Source organism: Paracoccus sp. MA, assembly GCF_020990385.1.
Lineage (GTDB): Bacteria > Pseudomonadota > Alphaproteobacteria > Rhodobacterales > Rhodobacteraceae > Paracoccus.
This window is the reverse complement of sequence record NZ_CP087598.1, coordinates 2,140,936-2,162,397: the sequence shown is the minus strand read 5'-3', so window position 1 is coordinate 2,162,397 and position 21,462 is coordinate 2,140,936. Positions and strand designations below refer to the sequence as shown.

The following is a 21,462-nucleotide window of genomic DNA, read 5'->3' as shown; positions in this document are numbered from 1 at the left end:
CGACTAGAACGGCGCCATGAAGACCCTTGCCCTGCTATTCCTGACCGCCGCGCCGGCTTTGGCGCAGGACCTGCCGCCCGGGCTGGTCTCGGCCGAGCTTCTGCCCGGCTGGATCACCGCCGAGGGCGAGCGCATGACCGCGCTGCACCTGCGGCTGGAGCCGGGCTGGAAGACCTATTGGCGCAGCCCCGGCGATGCCGGCGTGCCGCCGCGCTTCGACTGGGGCGCCTCGCGGAACCTGGGCGAGGTGCGGCTGCTCTGGCCGCGCCCCGAGGTGATCGAATCGGGCGGCGAGCGGACGCTGGGCTATCACGAGGAACTGGTCCTGCCGATCGAGATCGCCCCCGCCCGCCCCGGCGCGCCGGTCGAGCCGAGGGCCGTGGTCGATTTCGGCATCTGCCTGGACATCTGCGTGCCGGTGCAGGTGGCCTTGCAGGCCGGACCGCCCGGCCCAACGCCCGATCCGCGGATCGAGGCGGCCATCGCCCGCCAGCCCGAAGCCTCGGACCGGCAGCCGGAATGCCGCATCGCCCGGATCAAGGACGGCATGCAGGTCACCGCCACCCTGCCCGCGGCGGAAAGCGCCCGCGGCGACGAGGTGGCGATGGAGCTGGCCGATGACGAGATCTGGGTCTCGGCCCCGGAAACCCGCGAGGCGGGCGGGCGGCTGATGGCGCAGGCGGATTTCGTCGCCGCCTCGGGCAAGCCGTTTCCGCTGGATCCGGAGGCGCTGCGGGTGACGCTGATCGGCCCCGACGACGCGGTCGAGTTCGAGGGCTGCCGCGAGGTGGCCGACTAGCCGTCGAGCCGGGCTGCCAGCGACAGCAGGTCGGCCCAGGCATCGCGCTTGGCCAGCGGCGTGCGCAGCAGATAGGCTGGATGCGCCATCGGCAGCGCCGGCAGGCCGAAGGCGGTCGTCCAGGTGCCGCGCAGCTTCAGGATGCCCTGCTGGTTTAGCGCCGCGATGCAGGGCGTGTTGCCCATCAGCACCAGCAGCTGGGGCTGGACCAGCTCCACATGACGGCGCAGGAAGGGCAGCATCATGGCGATCTCGGCCGGCTCGGGGCGGCGGTTGCCCGGCGGGCGCCAGGTCAGCACATTGGTGATATAGAGCGCGCGTTCCGCATCCACCGCCTTGCGCGACAGGCCGATGGCGTCGAACATCAGGTCCAGAAGCTGGCCCGCGCGGCCGACGAAGGGGCGGCCCTGGCGGTCCTCCTCCTCGCCCGGGGCCTCGCCGATGATCATGACGCGCGCCGCCGGATTGCCGTCGCAGAAGCAGAAATTGCGCGCGCCCTTCTTCAGCTCGATCCCGTCGAAGGCTTCCTGCGCGGCGGCAAGTTCGTCCAGGGACGTCGCGGCGGTCGCCATGGCCTCGGCGCGGGCGACCAGGTCCTCGGCCGCGTCCCTGGCCTCGTCGCGCGGTGCCGGGGCGGCGGCCGGCGGCGGGGCGGGGGGCGGCTCGGCCCGCTCGGGCATGACATAGCGGTCGAGCGGCGCGTCGAGGCAGGGCTCGTCCGCGCCCAGCTCGGCCTGCCATTGCAGAAGCGCCAGCGCCGTCTCGGCATCCAGCGCGAATCCCCTGAAGGTCGGATCGGCGGTCATGGCCGCAGGCTAGGCCGCGGCGTGGGCGCGGGCAAGGTGCGACGCGCGATTGCGCGGCCACGCCGCGGCTTTATTGCGATTGCGTCAGCGGCGTCGTGCCGCCGCCCATGCCGACCAGCCGCTGGATCAGCGGCTTCGCCGTCGGCCCGATGCGGTCGCAGGCGCCCGGATCGTCCAGAAGCTTGAAGGCCGGCCCGTAATAGGTCCGGTCATAGGCCGAGGCGTCCAGACCCAGTTTCGCCGCCAGCAGATCGCCCGTGCCGGTGATCAGCGTCCATTCCCCGTCCGTGATCGGGTAATCCGGGCAGTTCGAGGTGATGACGTTCACATTCGCCAGGTCCGCGATCAGCGACTTTGCCTCGGCCTCGGACAGGCCCGAGACATCGGGAAGCCTGACGGTGATGCCGCCGTCCGCCAGCGCCGCGCCTGACACCAGGACCAGCGTGCCGGCCAGAGCCGCGAGTGCCTTCATGGATTGCTCCCTTGCTTGTTCTGGGCGTTCGGTTTGCCCGCCCATCCCGCCCGATCCGCCCAGCCGGCGCAACCCAATTCGCCGTGAACTTGACGCAGCGGAGCCGCAAGGCTAGGCGGGTCGCCAAGTGCCAGAAGCATAGAGGATGCCTGCGATGACGACCTATTCCCTGCTGATCCTGCCCGGCGACGGCATCGGCCCCGAGGTCATGGCCGAGGTGCGCAAGGTCATCGGCTGGTTCGAGAAGAACCGCGCCCTGTCCTTCGACGTCAGCGAGGATCTGGTCGGCGGCGCAGCCTATGACAAGCACGGCAAGCCCCTGGCGGACGAGACCATGGCAAAGGCGCAGGCGGTCGATGCGGTGCTGCTGGGTGCCGTTGGCGGGCCGAAATACGACGACCTCGACTTCTCGGTGAAGCCCGAGCGCGGCCTGCTGCGCCTGCGCAAGGAGATGGACCTGTTCGCCAACCTGCGCCCGGCCCAATGCTTCGACGCGCTGGCGGATTTCAGCTCGCTCAAGCGCGAGGTGGTGGCCGGGCTCGACATCCTGATCGTGCGCGAGCTGACCTCTGGCGTCTATTTCGGCGAGCCACGCGGCATTTCCGACGACGACACCCCTGGCAACGAGGGCGGCCGCGTTGGCGTGAATACCCAGCGTTACACCAGCGGAGAGATCCGCCGCGTCGCGCGCTCGGCCTTCGAACTGGCCCGCAAGCGCGCTGGCCGCGTCTGCTCGATGGAAAAGGCCAATGTGATGGAATCCGGCATCCTCTGGCGCGAGGAGGTGCAATGGGTCCATGACAACGAATATCCCGATGTCGAGCTGTCGCACATGTATGCCGACAACGGCGCCATGCAGCTGGTGCGCAATCCGCGCCAGTTCGACGTGATCGTGACCGACAACCTGTTCGGCGACATCCTGTCGGATGCGGCGGCGATGCTGACCGGCAGCCTGGGCATGCTGCCCTCGGCCAGCCTTGGCGCGCCGATGGCGAACGGCCGGCCCAAGGCGCTTTACGAGCCGGTGCACGGTTCGGCCCCCGACATCGCCGGGCAGGGCAAGGCCAACCCGATCGCCTGCATCCTGAGCTTCGCCATGTGCCTGCGCTATTCCTTCGATCTGGGCGCCGAGGCCGACCTGCTGGAAAAGGCCGTCGAGAAGGTGCTGGCCGACGGCCTGCGCACCGGCGACCTGATGGGTGCCGAGGGCGGCAAGCCGGTCTCGACCGCCGAGATGGGCGACCATATCGTCGCGGCGCTTTCGGCGCTGTAATCGGCCGGCCGCGCCTGTCCCGGGCAGGCGCGGCCCCATCGCGGAGCGTCGGAGGGGCGCATGACGGCGGGCAATATCAAGGGCGCGCTGCTCGCCCTTCTGTCCATGGGGCTCTATTCCACCCATGACGTGATCATCAAGCTGCTGGGCGAGAGCTACCCGGCGCTGCAGATCCTGTTCTTCTCGGCGCTGCTGTCCTTTCCGCCGCTGGCGGTGCTGCTGCTGCGCGATCCGACGCATGGCACATTGCGGCCGCGCAACCCGTTCTGGGTCGGGCTGCGTTCGCTTTGCATCGTCGCCTCGGGGGTCGGGGGGTTCTACGCCTTTTCCGTGCTGCCCCTGGCGCAGGTCTATTCCATCCTTTTCGCCGCGCCGCTGATCGTCACTGTGCTGTCGGTGCCGCTTCTGGGCGAAAAGGTCGGGCTGCACCGCTGGCTGGCGGTCTGCGCCGGGCTTTGCGGGGTGCTGATCGTGCTGCGACCCGGCGCGACCCCCCTGGGCCTCGGCCATCTGGCGGCCTTGATGGGGGCGACGGCGACGGCGCTTTCCGCCATCGCCGTGCGCAAGCTGGGCCGGTCCGAGCGGACGGTGATCCTGCTGCTTTGGCCGATGATCGGGAATTTCCTGCTGACCGGCGCCTCGCTGGGCTTCGCCTATCGCCCGATGGAGCTGGGGGACCTGGCGCTGACCGGGGTGATCGCGGCCCTGGGCCTTGCGGCGGGCTTCCTGCTGATCCTGGCCTATCAGGCCGGCGAGGCGGCCAATGTCGCGCCGATGCAATATTCGCAGATGCTCTGGGCGGTGGCCTATGGCTGGTTCCTGTTCGGAGAGCGCCCGGACGGGCCGACGGTGCTGGGGGCGGGGCTGATCATGGGCTCGGGCCTCTACATCCTGATGCGCGAGCGGCTGGGCGCGTCGCGGCTGCGCCCGGCGACGCGGGCGCGCTTTGGCAGCGATGCGGTGACCGCGCCGCGCTGGAGCCTGCTGCAGCGCCTGCTGCGCGAGCGGGGCTGAGGCGGTTTTTCTGGGGCTGAACCGCAAGATTCCCCCTTGCATTCCGCCGTCCCAGGGGCTACCTGCCCCACACGGTCGGAGCGTAGCGCAGCCTGGTAGCGCACCTGCTTCGGGAGCAGGGGGTCGGAGGTTCGAATCCTCTCGCTCCGACCAGTTTTCGCTTGATCAGAGGCAGATAGTTCTGCCTTTTTGATCGCGGAAGTTGCCTCTTGAAGAGGCCCGTCTTTCCCCAAGGCATTGGAATCTATCAGCATAGTGCTGCGCGAACCCTGCGAGTGCTCAGGGAGCTCGATTGAGTACTACTATCGGCGTTGACGGCGGTAGGGTGCCTCGCGATACAGCAGCGCAATCAAGCGCTCATAATGGGCGCTGGTTCGTCTGCTGCGCGGCGCCTCTGCTCTCAGATCGGTGATAAGGGCGGGCTGCGGCCAGTACGAACGACCTCTTTTGGGCCGTGGAGACCGTACGGTTCAACGAATCCATGAACGCAGAAGCTGACTCCGTCGAGTGATGATTTAGAGCTGCACGTAAGTTACTAAGGCATCTAAGTGCAGAGGTCAGCAATCTCGCGGTCAACGATGCGGAATCGATCTTTCACCTCGGCTCTGTTGCACAAATCCCGTCAGGGATTCAGATCGTGAATCCAGGGTGGTAGCTGTGATGTATGAGCAGACCCACACCGCCAACCTACAGGACCAGAAACTGGCCAGCCTACAATGAAGCGCTCAAGCGCCGGGGCTCGCTGACGATCTGGTTCGACCCCGAGATGAGCTGGGATGCCGTGCCGACGGGGAGGCGTGGCCGCCAGCAGACCTACAGCGATACTGCCATTCAGAGCTGCCTGACGATGAAGGTGCTATTCGGCATGGCGCTCCGGCAGACGACCGGGTTCGTCGAGAGCCTGCTGCGTCTGGTTGGCCTCGACGGGACGGTGCCTGACTTCAGCACACTGTCCCGCCGCCAGAAGACCTTGGCTGTGAACATCCCGTATCGCGGCTCCAAAGGGCCGCTGCACCTGCTGATCGACAGCACAGGAATCAAGGTCGAGGGCGAAGGCGAGTGGCACGCTCGCAAGCATGGTGGCCCCAAACGGCGGGTCTGGCGCAAGATCCACCTTGGGATCGACGAGGAAACGCTAGAGATCCGGGCTGTCGAGATCACCGGGAGCAACGTCGGCGATGCGCCGATCCTACCTGACCTTCTCGACCAGATCCCGGAGGACCAGGAAATCGGTAGCGTCACGGCAGATGGCGCCTACGACACGCGCAAGTGCCACGATGCGATTGCAGATCGCGGAGCCCATGCCGTCATCCCACCGCGCAGGAACGCGAAGACCTGGAAGACCATCACCGCTGGAGCCGTCGCGCGCAACGAGGCCCTCCGGGCGTCCAGGTATCTCGGCCGCACCCTGTGGCGACGATGGAGTGGATACCACCGCCGGAGCCGCATCGAGACGAAGATGCATTGTGTCAAACTGCTGGGCCAGCGGCTCATGGCAAGGGACTTCGACCGTCAGGTCGCCGAGTTCCAGATCCGCATCGCCGTCCTGAACGGCTACACCGCGCTCGGCATCCCGGTCACGGAAGCTGTAGGATAAGTCTGTCCGGGGAGGGGGTAACCGCGCCCATCACCTGAGTTATGCAACAGAGCCCGGTTCAGCCGCCGGGTGCTGGTTGCCGACGCGGGGGATGGCAGGGCGTTGCGGATTCCGTGCTGAGCAACTGTCCCGGTGCGGTGACCTTGGCGGTCACCGCATGATCGGGTCAGCCGCGCTGGCCCCGATTTTCACGGTTCTGGTCCTGCTTTTGCTGACCGCCCCGCTGGTCCTGGTCACCCTGGGGCTGGCGATTGGGATCTTTTTGATAAAATTCCATAATCTCACCGATCCTCATTTGTTCGGGACATGAAGAGCGACTGGCGCAGCCTCGTCGACACCGATGCCTGCAGCGACGCCGCCTCTGGGATCGACGGCGGCCATGTATCGAAATTCATCCTCCTTGCAAAAGTATATACCTAATTATATATATAAGATATACTGTGCAGGATAGACAAATGGCAATACTTATCAAGGGCGATGAGATCGACGCGCTAGTCGCCAAATACTGTGCCATGACCGGCGTAAAAAACAAATCCGAGGCGGTGCGCAAGGCGCTTGCCGCGCAAATCGAGGCGCTTGCCGCCGAGGAACGGCTTGTGGATCGGGTTGGGAAGATCCAGCGCCGCGCGGCCGAGGCGGGTTTCGTCAGCATGGGCGAAGACCTGAAGCCGTTCTTTGACGAGCAATGGAGCGAGGACTGATGTTCCTGGACGCAAGCGCGGTGGTTGCGGTGCTGCTGAACGAGCCGGAAGCGCCCGGGTTGCTGAAAGCGATGGAGGCCTCGCGCGGCACGCTGCGGTTCTCGCCGGTCGTGCGGATGGAAGCGACGCTCGCCCTGGTCCGGGCGAGGGTGCAGGCTCGCGGCAAGGGCCCGGCGGCAGCCGAGGACTTTGCCGCGGCGGCCGAGCTGGTGGACGGGTTCATCGAGGCGGCGGAGGCGCAAGAGATGCACGTCACCACGGGGATGGGGAAGGAAGCGATCCGGGCGTTGTCGATCTACGGCAAGCAGGTCGGCCACCCGGCGCAGCTGAACATGGGCGACGCCCTGTCCTACGCCTGCGCCAAAGCCTACCGTTTGCCCTTGCTTTACAAGGGCGGGGATTTTTCGGAAACCGATATGGCGTGAGGGATCAGCCATGAAGCTCTACGTTGCGACGTTCTGGACGGGCCATGCCTGGGCCGATCTGCACGATGATCCGCGGCCGTTCCGCGCCGCCTCGGTCGCGGCCGATTCCGCATTACTGGCGGGGAAGAGAACGACCAGGCTGCGGCCGGTTGAAGTTAAAGCGGCCCCCGAAGGGGCCGCATTGGTCAGAGACCGAAAAGCTTGATGATGAAGGCTGTCAGGCCAGCGATGGCGCCGACGAGGCCGGTGGCGACGGCCAGCGGATACCAGCGGGCCTCGGCATTGATCTTCGAGGTTTCCGCGATCAGCTTGGCGATCTCGGCCCGCATCTTATCATCGGCAAGGGACTGTTCGGCGGTGGTCATGTCGGCGTCGCTCATTGGATGCTCCTTGTGAAATGTAAGCGATGAGACCGAAGATTGCGAGGCTCTAGCCGCCCCGAACGGTCGCAGGCATGCGAACACGCTGAGTCAGGGACGGCCCGGCACGGGCCGCTTGCAAGGCCGCGCTCGCGCGGCCGCCGTCCTTGACCAGTGTGGTAGAATGACAAGATCCGTGTGGTGGTGGATAGGTCCGGCCCCGGCCGGCGCCTGACGCTGGCCGGGTTAGCAGCCGGACGCGACCGATGGCGCGACGGTTCTGCCGCGCAGCGGGCCCGGCGCGGCCTTAGCGCCGCGCCGTTGCCGGCGTTCTGGCTTGCCAGGGCGACGGCGCCGGCGAACACCAGGAACAGGGCAAAGAAAGAGCCGCCCCGAGGGGGCGGCCACGCTGCGCCTGGTCTGATGATCCTGCGTGGATCCTCCCGAAACTATCTGCCGCTTCTCAAGGTCCAGAATGGACGTCAGCTTTTGGGTCGATCATCGCGCCGTGCGCTTGCAGCTTTATACACCTCGCTTCGTTCGCGACGACCAACTGCGACCACTGTGACGGTAATTTCTGCATCCTCTACGCGATAGACGAGTCGGTAGCCGGCGCTGCGGAGCTTGATCTTGTAATGATCTTCCAGACCATGCAGCGCATCAGCAGGAACACGGGGCTGCTCCAGACGTTCGGCCAGCTTCTTCCGAAACTGCTCCCGAAGCGTGGCACCGAGCTTTTTCCACTCCTTCAGTGCGGATGGCAGGAACTTAAGCTCAAAGGTCATCGAGGCCCACGCTGATCGGCGTTTCATCCGCCCGGGCCTTAATGACATCGACAAGCGCCAGGTCGTCCAGCCGCTCCATCATCGCCTCGTAAACATCGGCCGGGACCATATAAGCCATGACGCGATTGTGGTTCAGCACGGCGACGGCCTCGCCTTGCGCCTGATCCATGATTGCGGTCGGGCTTTTCTTCAGATCAGAGACACTGACCGCAATCTGGGCTTCAACACGTTGCATATTCAATCTCCACAAGGTCATTCATTGAGCGATGAGCAGGCTGACCGAGGCAGCGATCAAGGACAGCAAGACCACCCCTGTTTGCCATCTCGGCAATTCGGCGAGCAAATCGTCCGGAAGCCAGCTATCCGGAGCGAAGCGCACCAGCATTTCCAGTGCGATCTGGGCGAGGACGCCCACGATCAACGCCGCATTCGCCGCTGACCCCAGGACCGTGTCAAACCTCCAGCCGTCTGTATACGTCAGGCGAAGGATGGCGAATGCTCCCAGAGCAAACAGCGCGAGCTTTGCTAGCGCACCTTTTTCAGAATCCGTCATATCAAGCCTCTTTTCATGCTAAAATTGATACCATATTTCGAACCAAATGCAACACGGCAATGCCCTGCTTCTGGCCATGCAGCGGGCCCGGCGCGGCCTTAGCGCCGCGCCGTCGCCGGCGTTCTGGCTTGCCAGGGCGACGCCGCCGGCGAACACTAGGAACAGGGCAAAGAAAAGAGCCGCCCCAAGGGGGCGGCCAGTCATCCTCACCACAAGGATATTTCAGAGCGTGTTGCGGCGCTCGATGCGATCGAGCCGGGCAAGCTGATTATTCACGTCCATCAAGGCGCGGGTCGTCCAGTCCCCGACGCGATTGCCTCGGCCCGGCCGCCCGAAGCGGTTAGGGTGTCCATCAAGCATGAGCTGGCGCAGGGATAGCAGGACAGCCCTATCCAGCTCGACCGCGACCAGTTGGCCGGGAAACCGCTGCACATGGCGGGTGCAGGCGTCGTAGTGCTGCCGGCTGCACCGCAACGTGCGTTCCAGCTTCCACGCATGGGCGATCCACTCGGGCAGGGTCCAGTCAAGGCGTCTCCATGGTTGTGCAGGCATGTTCAATCTCTGGCTCGCCCTCGGGGATCGACCTGCCAGCCAGACGCAATGCGAATGATCGAGGCGTCCGGGCCGTGCTGGTCGATGAAAACCCGGTCGGCCTCGATGCCGCGCGCGCGGTGCAGATCGGCCGCGCGGTGGCCGCTCGGCCGGCGGCACCAGGTGCCGGCGGCCGCGCCACAGGCCGGGCAGGCAACGGCAAGGACAGGGTGTCGGAAGGCGGTGAAATCGGCCATGTCTTACGTCCTTTCCTGATGCTCTTGCATCCGGTGCCCGTGCTTGTTGCGCGGCACCTGGTCGAAGGGGATTGTGTCCAGCGTGAAGCACCCGACAGAATAGCCGTGCAGGAAATCCAGCAGATATGTCGGGTCGGCGGGGTAGGGCGCGCGGTTCCATGCGGCCAGCAGGACCGCGCGCTCCTTGTCGGTCAGGGCGGCAAGCCTGCGCCGGGCCTCGCGCCAGCGGGCGGCGCGGGCATCACGGGTTCGCTGCTGGCTTTCCGCCCACCGGATGGCACGGTCCTGCATAACCTCATCCTCGCCGGGCTGTTCCTCCGCGATCTGTTCGGCGAAGAGGGGCAGGGCATCGCGTTCGAGACGCTGCTTGCGGCGCAGTGCAGCGCGCTTGCGGCTGCTATCGGTGAAGGGATGGCGGGGATACCTGATAAAGCGCATGTTTCTCACCCTCGATGAGCGGGGCGCTTGCGCGCCCCGCGCCTCGGTCACTCCATACCTTCGGGCCGCCAAGCGTCGATCCGCGCGGCCTGCGCCTCGGTGACGCCATGGGCCTTGCGGGTGGCATCGTCACTGAACAGGGTTTCCAGCTTCGCGGCCTTCTCGGCCTTTTTCAGCTTGGCGAAGGTTGTTGCGGTCGGGTGATCTTCCGGCAGGTCCAGCAGGTCGCGCCAGAGTTCGTTCAGGTAAGGCCCGCCGACGCGGCTGAAGAAATTGGCGGCGGTCGGGGTCCAGACTTCGCGGATTTGCGGGGCTATGGCCTTGTCGATCAGGGCGGAAAGCTGCTCGTCGCCGCCCCGAAACAGGGCGGCAAGGCAACGGATCAACTCGCCGCGCGTGTGATCCTGCCCCTTCTGACGGAAGGTCCGGAAGGACTTGGCCAGGTCCTTGCCATACATCTCGCGCGGCTCCTTCCTGCGCATAGATGCGATCCAGCTTGCGTTGCTCGATCTCGTAATAGCCGACATAGCTGTCCCGGATCGGCTCGGCCCATTTCCAGCCATCGGCAATGATGGTGCCGGCGTGAGCTTCCAGCTTGGCCGTGAACAGTTCGTGCAGCAGGGCCTCGTCCTCGAAATAGGACTGGTCGGCAAAGAGGTCGGTGGTGACGCGCCCGCCCTCGGCCTCATAGGCTTCATCGACCGCGGCAAGGCCGAGCTGACCCTGGCGGCCGAGGGCAAGCTGCATCCCGATGCCGCGCCGGGCGGGCATTTCGTGCTGCCGACGCTGTTTTCCGAGGTCGATCCCGGCCATGCGCTGGCCCAGCAGGAGATCTTCGGCCCCGTGCAGGTGCTGATCCCCTTCCAGGACGAGGCCGAGGCGGTCCGCATCGCCAACGGTACCGAATACGGGCTGGTCGCCGGCATCTGGACCCGCGACGGCGCGCGCCAGCTGCGGCTGGCGCGCAAGATCCGCAGCGGCCAAGTCTTCGTGAACAATTACGGCGCCGGCGGCGGCATCGAGCTGCCCTTCGGCGGGGTCGGCAAATCCGGCCATGGCCGCGAGAAGGGTTTCGAGGCGCTCTACGGCTTCACCCGCCTCAAGACCGTGACCGTCGCGCATGGCTGACCCCCCGCCGGGCGGCGGCGATCAGCGCGACCAGCTGCCGCGATGCGGCTCGGGCCGGATCTCGACCAGCGGCAGGCCGGCATCCGCCCAGGCATCGACCCCGCCGGGGAACCAGCCCAGGTTGACATAGCCGCGCCCGGCGATGCGCCTGGCGGCGTTCCAGCTGAGCCAGCAATCCGACTTGCAGAACAGGATCAGCCCCGCCTTGCGGTCGCCGCCGGTGATCCGCTCCAGGCTCGCATCCAGATAATCGCTCTGCCATGGCTCCAGCCGGCCCCAGCCGACCACCGGCAGCCAACGCGCGCCGGGGATCGAGCGGTGCCGCTCGGGCAGGATCCATGTGCCGTCGGCGCCGATCCCGAAAACCCGGGCGCCCATCACGTCGACCGGGATCCAGCCCTGGCCGATCAGCGCCCGCACCTGCGCAAGGTCGAGCGTCCTCGCCCCCGGCACCGCTTCGGGAACCGGGGCGCGATAGCCGTCCAGGCGATAGCCGCTTTCGTCGAACAGCACTGGCTGCTCGGCCGCGACGGCCAAGGGGAAAACCCCCGCCAGAAGCAGGAGAAATGCCCCGATTCCGGGGCGGGACCGCAGGCTCCGGGCCCTGCGGAGGGTGCGCAATACGACCATGGCACAATTTACCCTTTCTCGATCTCAAGGAAATTTGACCAGGACGCAACGCACAACGGATACGCGCGAAGGACTTTGGAACATGACCCGCAGGATAAGCAAGACCTTTCCTCTTGCCGTCTCACTCGCTCTCTGGGCATCGATGGCGCTTGGCCATGGCGACACCGCCCCGCAGGCGGTCGACACCGCCGGCCTGCCCGAACTTCCGGCCGAGATGGCCAGCGAAAACCCCTGGCGCGAGGCGGACGGCGCGGTGCTGTTCAAGGCCGTCGAGATCGGTGCCAAGGGCTTCAACAGCAATTGCGCGCGCTGCCACGGGCTCGAGGCGATCTCGGGCGGGCTGGCGCCGGACCTGCGCTTCCTCGAGGCCAGCGCCTTCGGCGACGAATGGTATCTGGACCGCATCCTGCACGGCTATGAGCAGAACGGCGCGGTGAAGATGCCGCCCTTCGAGGGCATCCTGAACCAGCAGGCGATCTGGGCGATCCGCACCTATATCGAGACCCGCCCCGATGCCGACGCGCTGGCGGAGAAAAGCACCGAGATCGCGGCGCTTTACGACAAGGTCAAGGCGCTGCCGCTCGATGCCGGGGCCGATCAGGCCCAGGCGCTGGCCGCCGAGCTGGAAAGCGCCGGCAGCGGCTTCGAGGCGCTTTCGGGCGCGCCGCGCGCCGTGACCGTGCTGGACCAGGCGGCGCACATGCTGCGCAGCGGCGCCTCGCATGCGCCGGCGGCCGCCGAGCTGATCCATGGCGTGCTGAGGAACTAGGGCCATGGCGCTGCTGACGGACAGGTTGCCCGGCGCCGCCTCGCCCCCGCTGCTGACCGGCAGGACCGGGCCGGCCGCCGTGGGGGGCGATGCGTTCGACAGCGGCATGTGGCCGTCGCACCGGCAGGAATTCCTGGGCGACCCCGCGGCCTGGCGCAACGATCCGGCCGTCGCCGTCCTGGCGCCGCGCGCGGCCGAGGATTCCCGCCATGTGCCCTTCCTGATCGACGCCACCGCCGTCGCGCAGCCGATCCGGCGCATCGTCGTCACCATCGACTACAGCCCCTTTCCCAAGGCCATCGTCTTTCGCCCCGGCCGCGCCCTGCCCCTGCTGGGCTTCGGCGTGAAATACGAGGTCGGCGGCGCCCTGCGCGCCTCGGCCGAGACCGGGGCCGAGACGGGGGCGGGCGAATGGCTGGTCGGCGCGGCCTATGTCAGCGCGCTTGGCGGCGGATGCAGCGCGCCCGCCGCTGCGCACCACCGACCCGACTGGCAGCAGGGCTTCGGCGAATTGCGCGCCCGGCTCTGGGCCGAAACCGGGCGACTGCGGCTACGGCTGCGCCATCCGCAGGACACCGGCCTGGCGGACGGCATCCCGGCGCATCACCTGACCGAACTGGCTCTGCTCGACGCCGCCGGGGCCGAGATCGCCGCGCTGGAGCTGCACGAGCCGCTGGAGGAGAACCCGGCGCTGACTTTCCTGCTGCCGCCCGACCTGGCGCGCGGGCCGGTCGCGATCCGGGCGCGCGACAACCTGGGCTATGCCTTCGCGGGCCGGGTGGAGGACGCGCCATGAGCCTTTCCCGCCGGGCGCTGCTGGCCGGGGCCGCCGTCCTGACGCTGCCCTTGCCCATCTTCGCGCAGCCGCGCAGATATGGCCTGCAGCCAGTCGAAGTTGCAGACGGAATATGGATGATCGAGGGCCGGCGCGAGGTCTTCACCCGCGAGAACGGCGGCGACATCGTCAACGTGGCGCTGCTGGCGACCGATCAGGGCGCGCTGGTCGTCGACAGCGGCTCGACCGCCGCCATGGGGGCCGAGATCCGCGCCTTTGCCGACCAGCGGCTGGGCGGGCTCGTCGCGACGATCAACACCCACCATCACCCGGACCACTGGTTTGGCAACGCGCCGCTGGCCGACCGGCCGGTTCTGGCGCTGGCGGCGACATCCGCGACCTGCCGCGAATATGCCCAGGATTATGCCGAGACGCTGTATTCGATCCTCGGCAGCTGGATCTCGGGGACCCGGACCATGCCCGCGACCGGCGAGGTCGAGGCCGGCCCGCGCGCCATCGGCGGCCGGACCCTGCGGATGATCCCGCTGGCCGGCCACACCGCCGCCGATTTGGCCATCCTCGATGAGGCGACCGGCGTGCTGGTCGCCGGGGATCTGGTGTTCCTGGACCGCGCGACCAGCCTGCCAGACGCGGATTTCGCGACCTGGCTGGCGGCGCTGGACCGGCTGGAAGGGCTCGGCCCCGCCGGGGTGGTGCCGGGGCATGGCCGCTTCCACCGCGCGGGCGAAGGCATCGCGCAGACCCGCGCCTATCTGCGGGCGACGCGCGACCGGCTGGCGATGGCCGCCGATCTGGGGCTGACGCCAATCGAGGCGATGGCCGCTGGCCCCGTCCCCGAATTCGCCGGGCTGGGCGCCAATCCCGAGGAATACCTGCGCTCGGTCGTCCGCCGCTTCGGCGACCATGAAACCCTGGCGCTGCCGGTCGTCGGCGGCGCCTGAAGCAAGGACCGACAAGGCATCAGACGCGGGCAACCCGTCGTTCATGTATATGGAGGAGACTGCATGAATCGCTTTCTGAAACTGACCTCGGCCAGTGTTCTGGCCCTCGCCTGCGTCGCGGCGATGGCCCATGCCGAGACCAGCCCCGTCACCTGGGAGGACATCCTGAACGACGCCGAGACCACCGACGACGTGCTGATGTATGGGCTGGGGGTGGGTGCGCAGCGCTATTCCGCGCTCGACCAGATCAATGCCGAGACGGTCAAGCACCTGCGCCCGGCCTGGTCGTTTTCCTTTGGCGACGAAAAGCAGCGCGGCCAGGAAACCCAGGCGCTGGTGCATGACGGGGTGATCTACGTCACCGGGTCCTATTCCCGGATGTGGGCGCTGGACGCCAGGACCGGCAAGCGGCTGTGGAAGTTCGAGGCCCGCCTGCCCGAGGACATCCGCCCCTGCTGCGACGTGGTGAACCGCGGCGCGGCGATCTATGGCGACAAGGTCTTTTTCGGCACGCTGGACGCCAGCATCTATGCGCTGAACAAGGACACCGGCAAGGTCGTCTGGCGCAAGAAGTTCGAGGACCACAAGATCGGCTACACGATGACCGGCGCGCCGACCATCGTGAAGGACAAGGAGACCGGCCGCGTCATGCTGATCCACGGCAGCTCGGGCGACGAGTTCGGCGTGGTCGGCAAGCTCTATGCCCGCGATGTCGAAACCGGCGAGGAGATCTGGATGCGGCCCTTTGTCGAGGGGCACAAGGGCACGCTGGCTGGCGCGGAGGGCACCGTCACCGGCGATCCAGCCGCGCCGAGCTGGCCGAACAATCCCGACGGCAGCAAGGTCGAGGCCTGGAGCCACGGCGGCGGCGCGCCCTGGCAATCGGCCAGCTACGACCCCGAGACCAACACCATCGTCGTCGGCGCCGGCAACCCCGCCCCCTGGAACACCTGGGCGCGCACGCCGGGCGACAGCCTGTATACCTCGGGCCAGGCCTATGTCGATCCCTCGAACGGCGAGCTGGTCGGCTTCTACCAGCACACACCGAACGACGCCTGGGACTTTTCCGGCAACAACGAGATCATCCTGTTCGACTACAAGGACAAGGACGGCAAGACCCATCGCGCCGGCGCCCATGCCGACCGCAACGGCTTCTTCTATGTCACCGACATCGAGGCGCTGTCGAAGCGCGGCGGCGAGATCAACCGGCCGACGGCGCTGCTCAACGCCTTCCCCTTCGTCGACGGCATCACCTGGGCCAAGGGCATCGACCTGAAGACCGGCCGCCCGATCGAGAACGAGGGCCAGCGCCCGCCCCTGCCCGCCGAGGGCGAGACCAAGGGCGCCAGCATCGAGGTCTCGCCCCCCTTCCTGGGCGGCAAGAACTGGAACCCGATGTCCTACAGCCAGAAGACCGGGCTGTTCTATGTGCCGGCGAACCACTGGACCGAGGATTACTGGACCGAGAACGTCACCTATCAGGCCGGCGCCGCCTATCTGGGCCAGGGCTTCCGCATCAAGCGGCTTTACGACGACCATATCGGCACGCTGCGCGCCTTCGACCCGACCACCGGCGAGAAGAAATGGGAGCACAAGGAGGAATTCCCGCTATGGGCCGGCACGCTGGCCACGGCCGGCAACCTGGTCTTCACCGGCACCTCGGACGGTTTCGTGAAGGGCTTCAACGCCGAAACGGGCGAGGAGCTGTGGAAGTTCAACACCGGCTCGGGGATCGTGTCGTCCCCGATCACCTGGGAAATGAACGGCAAGCAATACCTGGGCATCGCCTCGGGATATGGCGGCGCGGTGCCACTCTGGGGCGGCGACATGGCGACGCTGACCACCCAGGTCAGCCAAGGCGGTTCGTTCTGGGTCTTCGAGATCCCGGACGAGCTGCTGACTGCCTCGAAGTGACAGGCAACTGACCGGCCGGGCAGGTCGTCCCTGCCCGTCCCCACACCCCGAACCGAGGGAAAATCCCATGCTCAGAAGCCTGACCATCCTAGCCGCCCTGGCCCTCGCCTCCGGGGTCCATGCGGCCAATTCCGAACAGACCGGCGGCGGCTGGCCGGTTATCGTCGACGAGCCGCCCCCGCGAGAAGGGCCGCTGGTCATCGGCACCTGCGAGATCCGCGCCGGCGCCGCCTGCCCCGGCGCCGACCTCCGCCACGCCGACCTGCGCGGGCTGAAGCTGAACGGCATCGACCTGAAGGGCGCGAACCTGATGCGCGCCAACCTGTTCGGGGCCGAGCTGAAGGGCGCCGACCTGACCGGCGCCGACCTGCGCGGCGCCAACCTGCAGATGGCCCAGCTGCAGGGCGTGGTCATGCGGGACGCCGACCTGACCGGCGCCAACCTGGACTATACCCGGCTGGCCGGCGCCGACCTGTCGGGCGCGAACCTGACCGCCGCCACGCTCGAAGCGGCCATGGCGCCCAAGTCGAAATTCGTCGGCGCGAAGCTGATCGGCGCGAACTTGATGGAGAGCAAGTTCTACAACGCCGATTTCGCCGAGGCGCTGCTGGAGGGCAACCACGCCCCCTATGCCATCTGGGAGGGGGTGCATATGGAGCACTGCACGGGATGCCCCGTGGACTGGTGATCCTGGCCTCGGCAGCGCTGGCGGCCACGCCGGCGCCGGGGCTCGACCTGGCCGCCGCGCTTCGCGCCTGCCGGGCCGAGCCGGACGCGGCCCTGCGGCTGGCCTGCTATGACCGGCTCGCCGCGCGGAAGCCGGCGCTGGAGCATCGCGGCGCCGGCAACCGGGTGCTGCCGCGCTTCGACCTGGACGGGCCGGCGCGGCTGGTCTTCGAAAGCATGGATGCTATCATGGTGGTCTATCTGCTGGACGCATCGGGCGCGGTGATCCAGAATCTGCATCAGGCTGGGGCCGGCTCGGGCTCGTTCCTGATCGAGAGGCCGGGGCGCTACGGCATCCAGGTCAATGCCTCGGGCGGCTGGCTGATCCGGCTGGAGGACCCGGGGCGACGGCATCCCGCGCTTCACGGCCCCGCCGCCCGCCCCTAGACTCGACCCATTCCAGCCGAGGCAGCCAGATGAGCAGAACCATGGAACAAGCCCAGCAACCCCCGCCGCCGATCCGGCCGCTGAACACGGCGCTGATCGTGGACGATCACCCGCTGTTCTGCGACGCGCTGTCGATGACGCTGACCGGCCCGGTGGGCATCGCCCGGGTCGAGGCCGTGGGCAGCCTGGCCGAGGCGCTGGACCGCATGGCGCGCGAGCCGGTGCCCGACGTGATCGTGCTGGACCTGCACCTGCCCGACGTGAACGGGCTGGAAGGCGTGGTGCGCATGCGCCAGGCGGCGGCCGAGCGGCCGATCATCGTGGTCTCCTCCATGGACGAGCGCCGGGTGGTGCGCGGCGCGCTGCTGGCCGGGGTCAGCGCCTATGTGCCCAAGCACGCCCCGCGCGAGGCCTTCCGCGAGGCCTTCGCCGCCATCGCCCGCGGCGAGGTGCATGCCAGCCGGCTGGCGCTGGACAATGCCACCCCCAGCCTGGCCGAGGAGGCGCTGGCGCGGCTCGCCTCGCTGACCCGGCAGCAGGCGCGGATCCTGCAGCTGATCAGCACCGGGCTGCTGAACAAGCAGATCGCGCATGAGCTGTCGATCGCCGAGACCACGGTCAAGGCGCATGTCACCGCCATCATGCGCAAGCTGCGGGTGCAGACCCGCACCCAGGCGGTGCTGTTCGCCCAGGACATCAGCTTCAACGCCATGACCGCCGAGGCGAGGGCCGAGATCGCAGGCCATGACAGCGAGGGAGTGAACCGCTAAGCCTGACGGAGGAGGCGCGACAGCGGAAGGGAGGCCGGGGTGAGCGCAGCGCAGGATTGCATCGCGCGGGCCAGCGCGCCGGCGCAGGACGCCGACGTGACCGGCCGGCTGGCGCGGGGCCTTGGTCCCGGGCCCTTCGCGCTGGTCATGCTCTTTGTCTCGCCCCGGGCCGACGTCGCGCGCATCGCTGCCGAGACCGCGGCGCGCCTGCCCGCCGCCCATGTCGTCGGCTGTACCACCGCCGGCGAGATCTCGGAGGCGGGCTATGACGAAGGCGCGGTGCTGGCGCTGGGATTCCCCTCGCGACTTTTCGCAGCTGAGGTGCTGGAGCTGACCGACCTCGACCGCCTGTCGCGCAGCGCCGCGGCGGCGGCCTTCCTGCAACTGCGCCAGGATCTCGCGGGTGCGCAGGCGCATCTGCCGCATGAATTCGCCCTGCTGCTGGTCGACGGGCTGTCGCTTTGCGAGGACGACCTGGCCTCGGCACTGGCGGCCGGCTCGGGCCATGTGCCGCTGATCGGCGGATCGGCCGGGGACGGGCTGCGATTCCGGGAAACGCTGGTCCTGCATCGCGGCCGGGCGCTGCGCAACGCGGCGGTGCTGTCGGTGCTGCGCGGGCTTTGCCCGGTGCGGGCGCTGAACATGGACCACCTGCACCCGACCGAGCGGCGCATGGTGGTAACCCGGGCCGACCCCGCCGCCCGCATCGTGCAGCGCATCAATGCCGAGCCGGCGGCGCGTGAATACGCCCGCATCCTGGGCAAGGATCCGGCGCTGATCGACTACCTGACCTTTGCCGCGCATCCGCTCGCCGTGCGGGTCGGCGGCCGCTATCACGTGCGGGCGGTGCAACGCGTGCTGCCTTCGGGCGAGTTGCTGTTCTTTTCGGCCATCGACGCGGGCGTGGTGCTGGCGCTGACCGAGCCCGAGGACCTGCCCGCGCATCTGGACCGGCGGCTGTCGCAGCTGGCCGGGCCGGTGCCGCCGGTGGCGGTGCTGGGCTTCGACTGCGTGCTGCGCCGCATCGAGGCCGAGCAGAAGCAGCTGGGCGGTGCCGTTTCGGAAGTGCTGCGCCGGCATCGCGTCTGGGGCTTTTCCACCTATGGCGAGCAATTCGGCCCGCTGCATGTCAACCACACCCTGACCGGCTGCGCGATCTACCCGCCGGGGACGCAACTGGCGGAGCCCGGCTGATGGCGCGCATCTCGGACTGGCTCATCGACCGTAACGACGATGCCGGGCAGAACCTGGAGAAGCTGCTGGTCATCGCCGAGGTGCTGATGCGCCATTCCGAGGAGCGCCGGGACGAGAACAACGCCGCCTTCGAGGAATTCCGCCGCGCCGCCCTGCTGGAGGAGCGCGTCCGCCAGCGCACCTGCGATCTCGAGGCGACGCTGGAGCGGCTGAATGCCGCCAATGCCACCGCCGAGCGCGCCCGCCGCGACCTGTCGCAGGCCATCGAGGCGATCGAGGAAGGCTTCGCGCTGTTCGACGCCGAGGACCGGCTGGTGCTGTGCAACAGCCGCTTCTGCGCCGACCTGCCGGATGTGCGCCCGGCGCTTGTCCCCGGCATCGGCTTCGCGGCCTATGTCGAGCTGCTGGGCCGGTCGCGGCAGGTGCTGCTGCCCGAGGGGCTGACCGCCGACGGCTGGATCGCCCAGCGGATGCGGCGCCACGAGCAGCCGCAGCATTTCAACATCGGCCTGACCGGCGACCGATGGATCCAGGTCAGCGAGCAGCGCACGCTCGACGGCGGCACGGTGGTCCTGCATACCGACGTGACCCGCATCATCCGCACCGAGCGTATCGAGCATGGCAAGCTGCTGGACAACCAGGCGCGGATGATCCGCGCGACGCTGGAGCATATCAACCAGGGCGTCGGCATCTTCGACGCCTATGGCGCGCTGATCGGCTGGAACCAGCGGCTCGCGGACCTGCTGGAGATCCCCGCGGCGCTGATGCATCGCGGGCTGAGCTTCGAGCGGCTGGCAGTGCGGATGCTGTATCAGGCCCGCTTCAACGAAGGCTTCTCGGCCTCGCAGCTGCGCGAATGGGTGCGGATGCGCGGCGCGCGCCTGCCCCTGTCCTTCGAGCTCTGGCACGCCTCGGGGGTCATCCTGGACGTGCATGGCCGCGAGATGCCCGAGCGCGGCTTCGTGATGTCCTTTACCGATGTCACGCGCGAACGGCTGGCGATCCATTCCATGCTGCGGGCCAAGGCCACGCTGGAAGCCCGCGTCACCGCCCGGACCGAGGAGTTGGCCGCGGCGCTGGCCAATGCCGAGCGCGCGAATTCCGCCCGCGTGCGCTTCGTCGCGGCGGCCAGCCACGACCTGCTGCAGCCGCTCTCGGCCGCCAAGCTCTTCGTCGCCTCGGCCCGCGACGATGCCGGCGACAGCGCCCTGCGCGCCACGCTGGAAAAGGCGCATAACGCGCTTCTCAGCGTCGAGGGCATCCTGGGAGCGCTGCTGGACCTGTCGCGGCTGGAATCCGGCGGCACCGAGATCGAGATCGCGCCCCTGTCGATGGAGCTGCTGCTGGCGCAGCTGACCGACGAATTCGCGCCGCTGGCCGCCGCCAAGGGCCTGGGACTGCGCATCATGCCCTGCCAACTGGCGGTGGAAAGCGACGCGGCCTATCTGCGGCGCATCCTGCAGAACCTGATCGGCAATGCCATCCGCTACACGCAAGCCGGGCGGGTGCTGGTCGGCGTGCGCCGCCAGGGCGGCAGCCTGCGCATCGAGGTCCACGACACCGGCCCCGGCATCGCGCCCGAGCACCAGCAGGCGATCTTCCGCGAGTTCCACCGCGTCGAGGGCACCGCCTCGGCCGCGCAGGGCATGGGGCTGGGCCTGGCCATCGTCGAGCGCGCCTGCGCGCTGCTGGACCACCGGCTGCGGTTGCATTCGGTGCCGGGCCGCGGCACCCGCTTCTCGGTCGAGCTGCCCCTGGCGCATGACCTGCCCCGCGCCGGCAGCAAGGCCCCCGCCGCCACGCCCCCGCCCGAGGCGGGCATGGACCGCATCGTGCTGCTGGTCGAGAATGACGAAGACCTGCGCAGCGCCATCGCGCAGCTGCTGGAACGCCGCGGCGTCGAGGTGGTCGAGGCCGCCAGCGGCAGCGAGGCGCTGACCCTGGTCGAGGAGATGGGCGTCATCCCCGACATCTACCTCTTGGACCAGCAGCTGGGCGACGGCCCCAGCGGCGTCGAGACGGCGCAGGCGCTGCACCGCCGCTTCGGCTTGCGCCCGACCCGCATCATCACCGCCGACCGCAGCCCCGAAACCCGGCGCGCCGCCGGCCAGGCCGGGCTGCAGATCCTCTTCAAGCCCATCGACCCCGAGACGCTGGAGGCCTTCGTCTGCCAGCCCGGCTGAGCCGGCGCCGAAGC

28 protein-coding genes, 1 tRNA gene and 1 pseudogene are annotated in these 21,462 nt (G+C 68.0%); 19 read left to right on the top strand and 11 right to left on the bottom strand.

Going from position 1 to position 21,462, the window contains the following annotated elements:
• The first annotated feature begins 16 nt into the window (after positions 1-16).
• Positions 17-799, top strand: coding sequence for a protein-disulfide reductase DsbD domain-containing protein (locus tag LOS78_RS17845; RefSeq protein ID WP_028716227.1), 783 nt, complete (start codon positions 17-19; stop codon positions 797-799).
• Here the strand turns inward: LOS78_RS17845 and LOS78_RS17840 are convergent.
• Both LOS78_RS17840 and LOS78_RS17835 read right to left on the bottom strand, forming a co-directional pair.
• Positions 796-1,605, bottom strand: a complete 810-nt coding sequence (locus LOS78_RS17840) for a uracil-DNA glycosylase family protein (protein ID WP_230377660.1) — start codon at positions 1,603-1,605, stop codon at positions 796-798. The genes LOS78_RS17845 and LOS78_RS17840 overlap by 4 nt on opposite strands.
• 70 nt (positions 1,606-1,675) lie before the next feature.
• Positions 1,676-2,077: a hypothetical protein gene (locus LOS78_RS17835; protein WP_028713363.1), complete on the bottom strand. Its 402-nt coding sequence runs from the start codon at positions 2,075-2,077 to the stop codon at positions 1,676-1,678.
• Between the two features lie 154 nt (positions 2,078-2,231).
• Between LOS78_RS17835 and leuB the strand changes: the two genes are divergently transcribed.
• The 8 genes from leuB (at position 2,232) to LOS78_RS17795 (ending at position 7,292) form a co-directional block, all read left to right on the top strand.
• Positions 2,232-3,350 (top strand): 3-isopropylmalate dehydrogenase, encoded by a 1,119-nt coding sequence (gene leuB / locus LOS78_RS17830; protein ID WP_230377659.1) that lies wholly within the window; start codon positions 2,232-2,234, stop codon positions 3,348-3,350.
• Positions 3,351-3,410: 60 nt separating this feature from the next.
• Positions 3,411-4,364 (top strand): DMT family transporter, encoded by a 954-nt coding sequence (locus tag LOS78_RS17825; protein WP_230377658.1) that lies wholly within the window; start codon positions 3,411-3,413, stop codon positions 4,362-4,364.
• Positions 4,365-4,440: 76 nt separating this feature from the next.
• A tRNA-Pro gene (locus tag LOS78_RS17820) sits at positions 4,441-4,517 on the top strand.
• A 511-nt stretch (positions 4,518-5,028) separates the two neighbouring features.
• Positions 5,029-5,961: an IS5 family transposase gene (locus LOS78_RS17815; protein ID WP_230375481.1), complete on the top strand. Its 933-nt coding sequence runs from the start codon at positions 5,029-5,031 to the stop codon at positions 5,959-5,961.
• Positions 5,962-6,118: 157 nt separating this feature from the next.
• Positions 6,119-6,271: a hypothetical protein gene (locus tag LOS78_RS17810; protein ID WP_230377657.1), complete on the top strand. Its 153-nt coding sequence runs from the start codon at positions 6,119-6,121 to the stop codon at positions 6,269-6,271.
• Positions 6,272-6,416: 145 nt separating this feature from the next.
• Positions 6,417-6,662: a type II toxin-antitoxin system VapB family antitoxin gene (locus tag LOS78_RS17805; RefSeq protein ID WP_230377656.1), complete on the top strand. Its 246-nt coding sequence runs from the start codon at positions 6,417-6,419 to the stop codon at positions 6,660-6,662.
• Positions 6,662-7,087: a type II toxin-antitoxin system VapC family toxin gene (locus LOS78_RS17800; protein ID WP_230377655.1), complete on the top strand. Its 426-nt coding sequence runs from the start codon at positions 6,662-6,664 to the stop codon at positions 7,085-7,087. The genes LOS78_RS17805 and LOS78_RS17800 overlap by 1 nt, the downstream gene beginning before the upstream one ends.
• A 10-nt stretch (positions 7,088-7,097) precedes the next feature.
• Positions 7,098-7,292, top strand: coding sequence for a hypothetical protein (locus LOS78_RS17795; RefSeq protein ID WP_230377654.1), 195 nt, complete (start codon positions 7,098-7,100; stop codon positions 7,290-7,292).
• Here the strand turns inward: LOS78_RS17795 and LOS78_RS17790 are convergent.
• The 8 genes from LOS78_RS17790 to LOS78_RS17755 all read right to left on the bottom strand — a co-directional run bounded on the left by LOS78_RS17790 (position 7,273) and on the right by LOS78_RS17755 (position 10,492).
• The gene (locus LOS78_RS17790; RefSeq protein WP_010400642.1) at positions 7,273-7,467 is read right to left on the bottom strand and encodes a hypothetical protein; all 195 of its coding nucleotides are present in this window, start codon (positions 7,465-7,467) and stop codon (positions 7,273-7,275) included. The genes LOS78_RS17795 and LOS78_RS17790 overlap by 20 nt on opposite strands.
• A gap of 461 nt (positions 7,468-7,928) precedes the next feature.
• Positions 7,929-8,231: a type II toxin-antitoxin system RelE/ParE family toxin gene (locus LOS78_RS17785; RefSeq protein ID WP_104491150.1), complete on the bottom strand. Its 303-nt coding sequence runs from the start codon at positions 8,229-8,231 to the stop codon at positions 7,929-7,931.
• Positions 8,221-8,487, bottom strand: coding sequence for a type II toxin-antitoxin system Phd/YefM family antitoxin (locus tag LOS78_RS17780; RefSeq protein ID WP_230377653.1), 267 nt, complete (start codon positions 8,485-8,487; stop codon positions 8,221-8,223). The genes LOS78_RS17785 and LOS78_RS17780 overlap by 11 nt, the downstream gene beginning before the upstream one ends.
• Complete coding sequence (locus LOS78_RS17775; protein WP_104491152.1) at positions 8,488-8,784, bottom strand: hypothetical protein; 297 nt, start codon at positions 8,782-8,784, stop codon at positions 8,488-8,490.
• Between the two features lie 222 nt (positions 8,785-9,006).
• A complete protein-coding gene (locus LOS78_RS17770) occupies positions 9,007-9,336 on the bottom strand; it encodes a hypothetical protein (protein ID WP_104491153.1) in 330 nt (109 codons plus the stop codon).
• 2 nt (positions 9,337-9,338) lie between these two features.
• Positions 9,339-9,572 (bottom strand): hypothetical protein, encoded by a 234-nt coding sequence (locus LOS78_RS17765; protein WP_104491154.1) that lies wholly within the window; start codon positions 9,570-9,572, stop codon positions 9,339-9,341.
• A gap of 3 nt (positions 9,573-9,575) precedes the next feature.
• Positions 9,576-10,061, bottom strand: a complete 486-nt coding sequence (locus tag LOS78_RS17760; protein WP_230377652.1) for a hypothetical protein — start codon at positions 10,059-10,061, stop codon at positions 9,576-9,578.
• Positions 10,058-10,492: a hypothetical protein gene (locus tag LOS78_RS17755; RefSeq protein WP_230377651.1), complete on the bottom strand. Its 435-nt coding sequence runs from the start codon at positions 10,490-10,492 to the stop codon at positions 10,058-10,060. Before LOS78_RS17755 ends, LOS78_RS17760 begins: the two co-directional genes overlap by 4 nt.
• A gap of 229 nt (positions 10,493-10,721) precedes the next feature.
• On the opposite strand from LOS78_RS17755, the pseudogene LOS78_RS17750 reads away from it, so the two are divergent.
• Positions 10,722-11,138: pseudogene (locus LOS78_RS17750) on the top strand (aldehyde dehydrogenase family protein); the annotation flags it as partial.
• Between the two features lie 21 nt (positions 11,139-11,159).
• On the opposite strand, the gene LOS78_RS17745 reads toward LOS78_RS17750, so the two are convergent.
• Positions 11,160-11,675, bottom strand: coding sequence for a rhodanese-like domain-containing protein (locus LOS78_RS17745; protein WP_051416320.1), 516 nt, complete (start codon positions 11,673-11,675; stop codon positions 11,160-11,162).
• A gap of 175 nt (positions 11,676-11,850) precedes the next feature.
• Here LOS78_RS17745 and pedF point away from each other — a divergent pair, with 175 nt between their 5' ends.
• The 9 genes from pedF (at position 11,851) to LOS78_RS17700 (ending at position 21,448) form a co-directional block, all read left to right on the top strand.
• Positions 11,851-12,537, top strand: coding sequence for a cytochrome c-550 PedF (gene pedF / locus LOS78_RS17740; protein ID WP_028714065.1), 687 nt, complete (start codon positions 11,851-11,853; stop codon positions 12,535-12,537).
• Between the two features lie 4 nt (positions 12,538-12,541).
• The gene (locus LOS78_RS17735; protein ID WP_072463921.1) at positions 12,542-13,333 is read left to right on the top strand and encodes a quinoprotein dehydrogenase-associated SoxYZ-like carrier; all 792 of its coding nucleotides are present in this window, start codon (positions 12,542-12,544) and stop codon (positions 13,331-13,333) included.
• Complete coding sequence (locus tag LOS78_RS17730) at positions 13,330-14,274, top strand: quinoprotein relay system zinc metallohydrolase 1 (RefSeq protein ID WP_230377650.1); 945 nt, start codon at positions 13,330-13,332, stop codon at positions 14,272-14,274. The genes LOS78_RS17735 and LOS78_RS17730 overlap by 4 nt, the downstream gene beginning before the upstream one ends.
• A 63-nt stretch (positions 14,275-14,337) precedes the next feature.
• Entirely contained in the window at positions 14,338-16,188 is a 1,851-nt protein-coding gene (locus LOS78_RS17725) for a PQQ-dependent methanol/ethanol family dehydrogenase (protein ID WP_072463923.1), read from the top strand.
• Between the two features lie 67 nt (positions 16,189-16,255).
• Positions 16,256-16,876: a pentapeptide repeat-containing protein gene (locus LOS78_RS17720; protein WP_072463924.1), complete on the top strand. Its 621-nt coding sequence runs from the start codon at positions 16,256-16,258 to the stop codon at positions 16,874-16,876.
• A complete protein-coding gene (locus LOS78_RS17715) occupies positions 16,858-17,301 on the top strand; it encodes a hypothetical protein (RefSeq protein ID WP_104491160.1) in 444 nt (147 codons plus the stop codon). The genes LOS78_RS17720 and LOS78_RS17715 overlap by 19 nt, the downstream gene beginning before the upstream one ends.
• 41 nt (positions 17,302-17,342) lie before the next feature.
• A complete protein-coding gene (locus LOS78_RS17710) occupies positions 17,343-18,071 on the top strand; it encodes a response regulator transcription factor (RefSeq protein ID WP_072463926.1) in 729 nt (242 codons plus the stop codon).
• A gap of 39 nt (positions 18,072-18,110) precedes the next feature.
• Positions 18,111-19,265, top strand: coding sequence for an FIST signal transduction protein (locus tag LOS78_RS17705; RefSeq protein WP_104491161.1), 1,155 nt, complete (start codon positions 18,111-18,113; stop codon positions 19,263-19,265).
• Positions 19,265-21,448, top strand: coding sequence for a PAS-domain containing protein (locus LOS78_RS17700; RefSeq protein WP_083539296.1), 2,184 nt, complete (start codon positions 19,265-19,267; stop codon positions 21,446-21,448). Before LOS78_RS17705 ends, LOS78_RS17700 begins: the two co-directional genes overlap by 1 nt.
• Positions 21,449-21,462 lie beyond the last annotated feature (14 nt).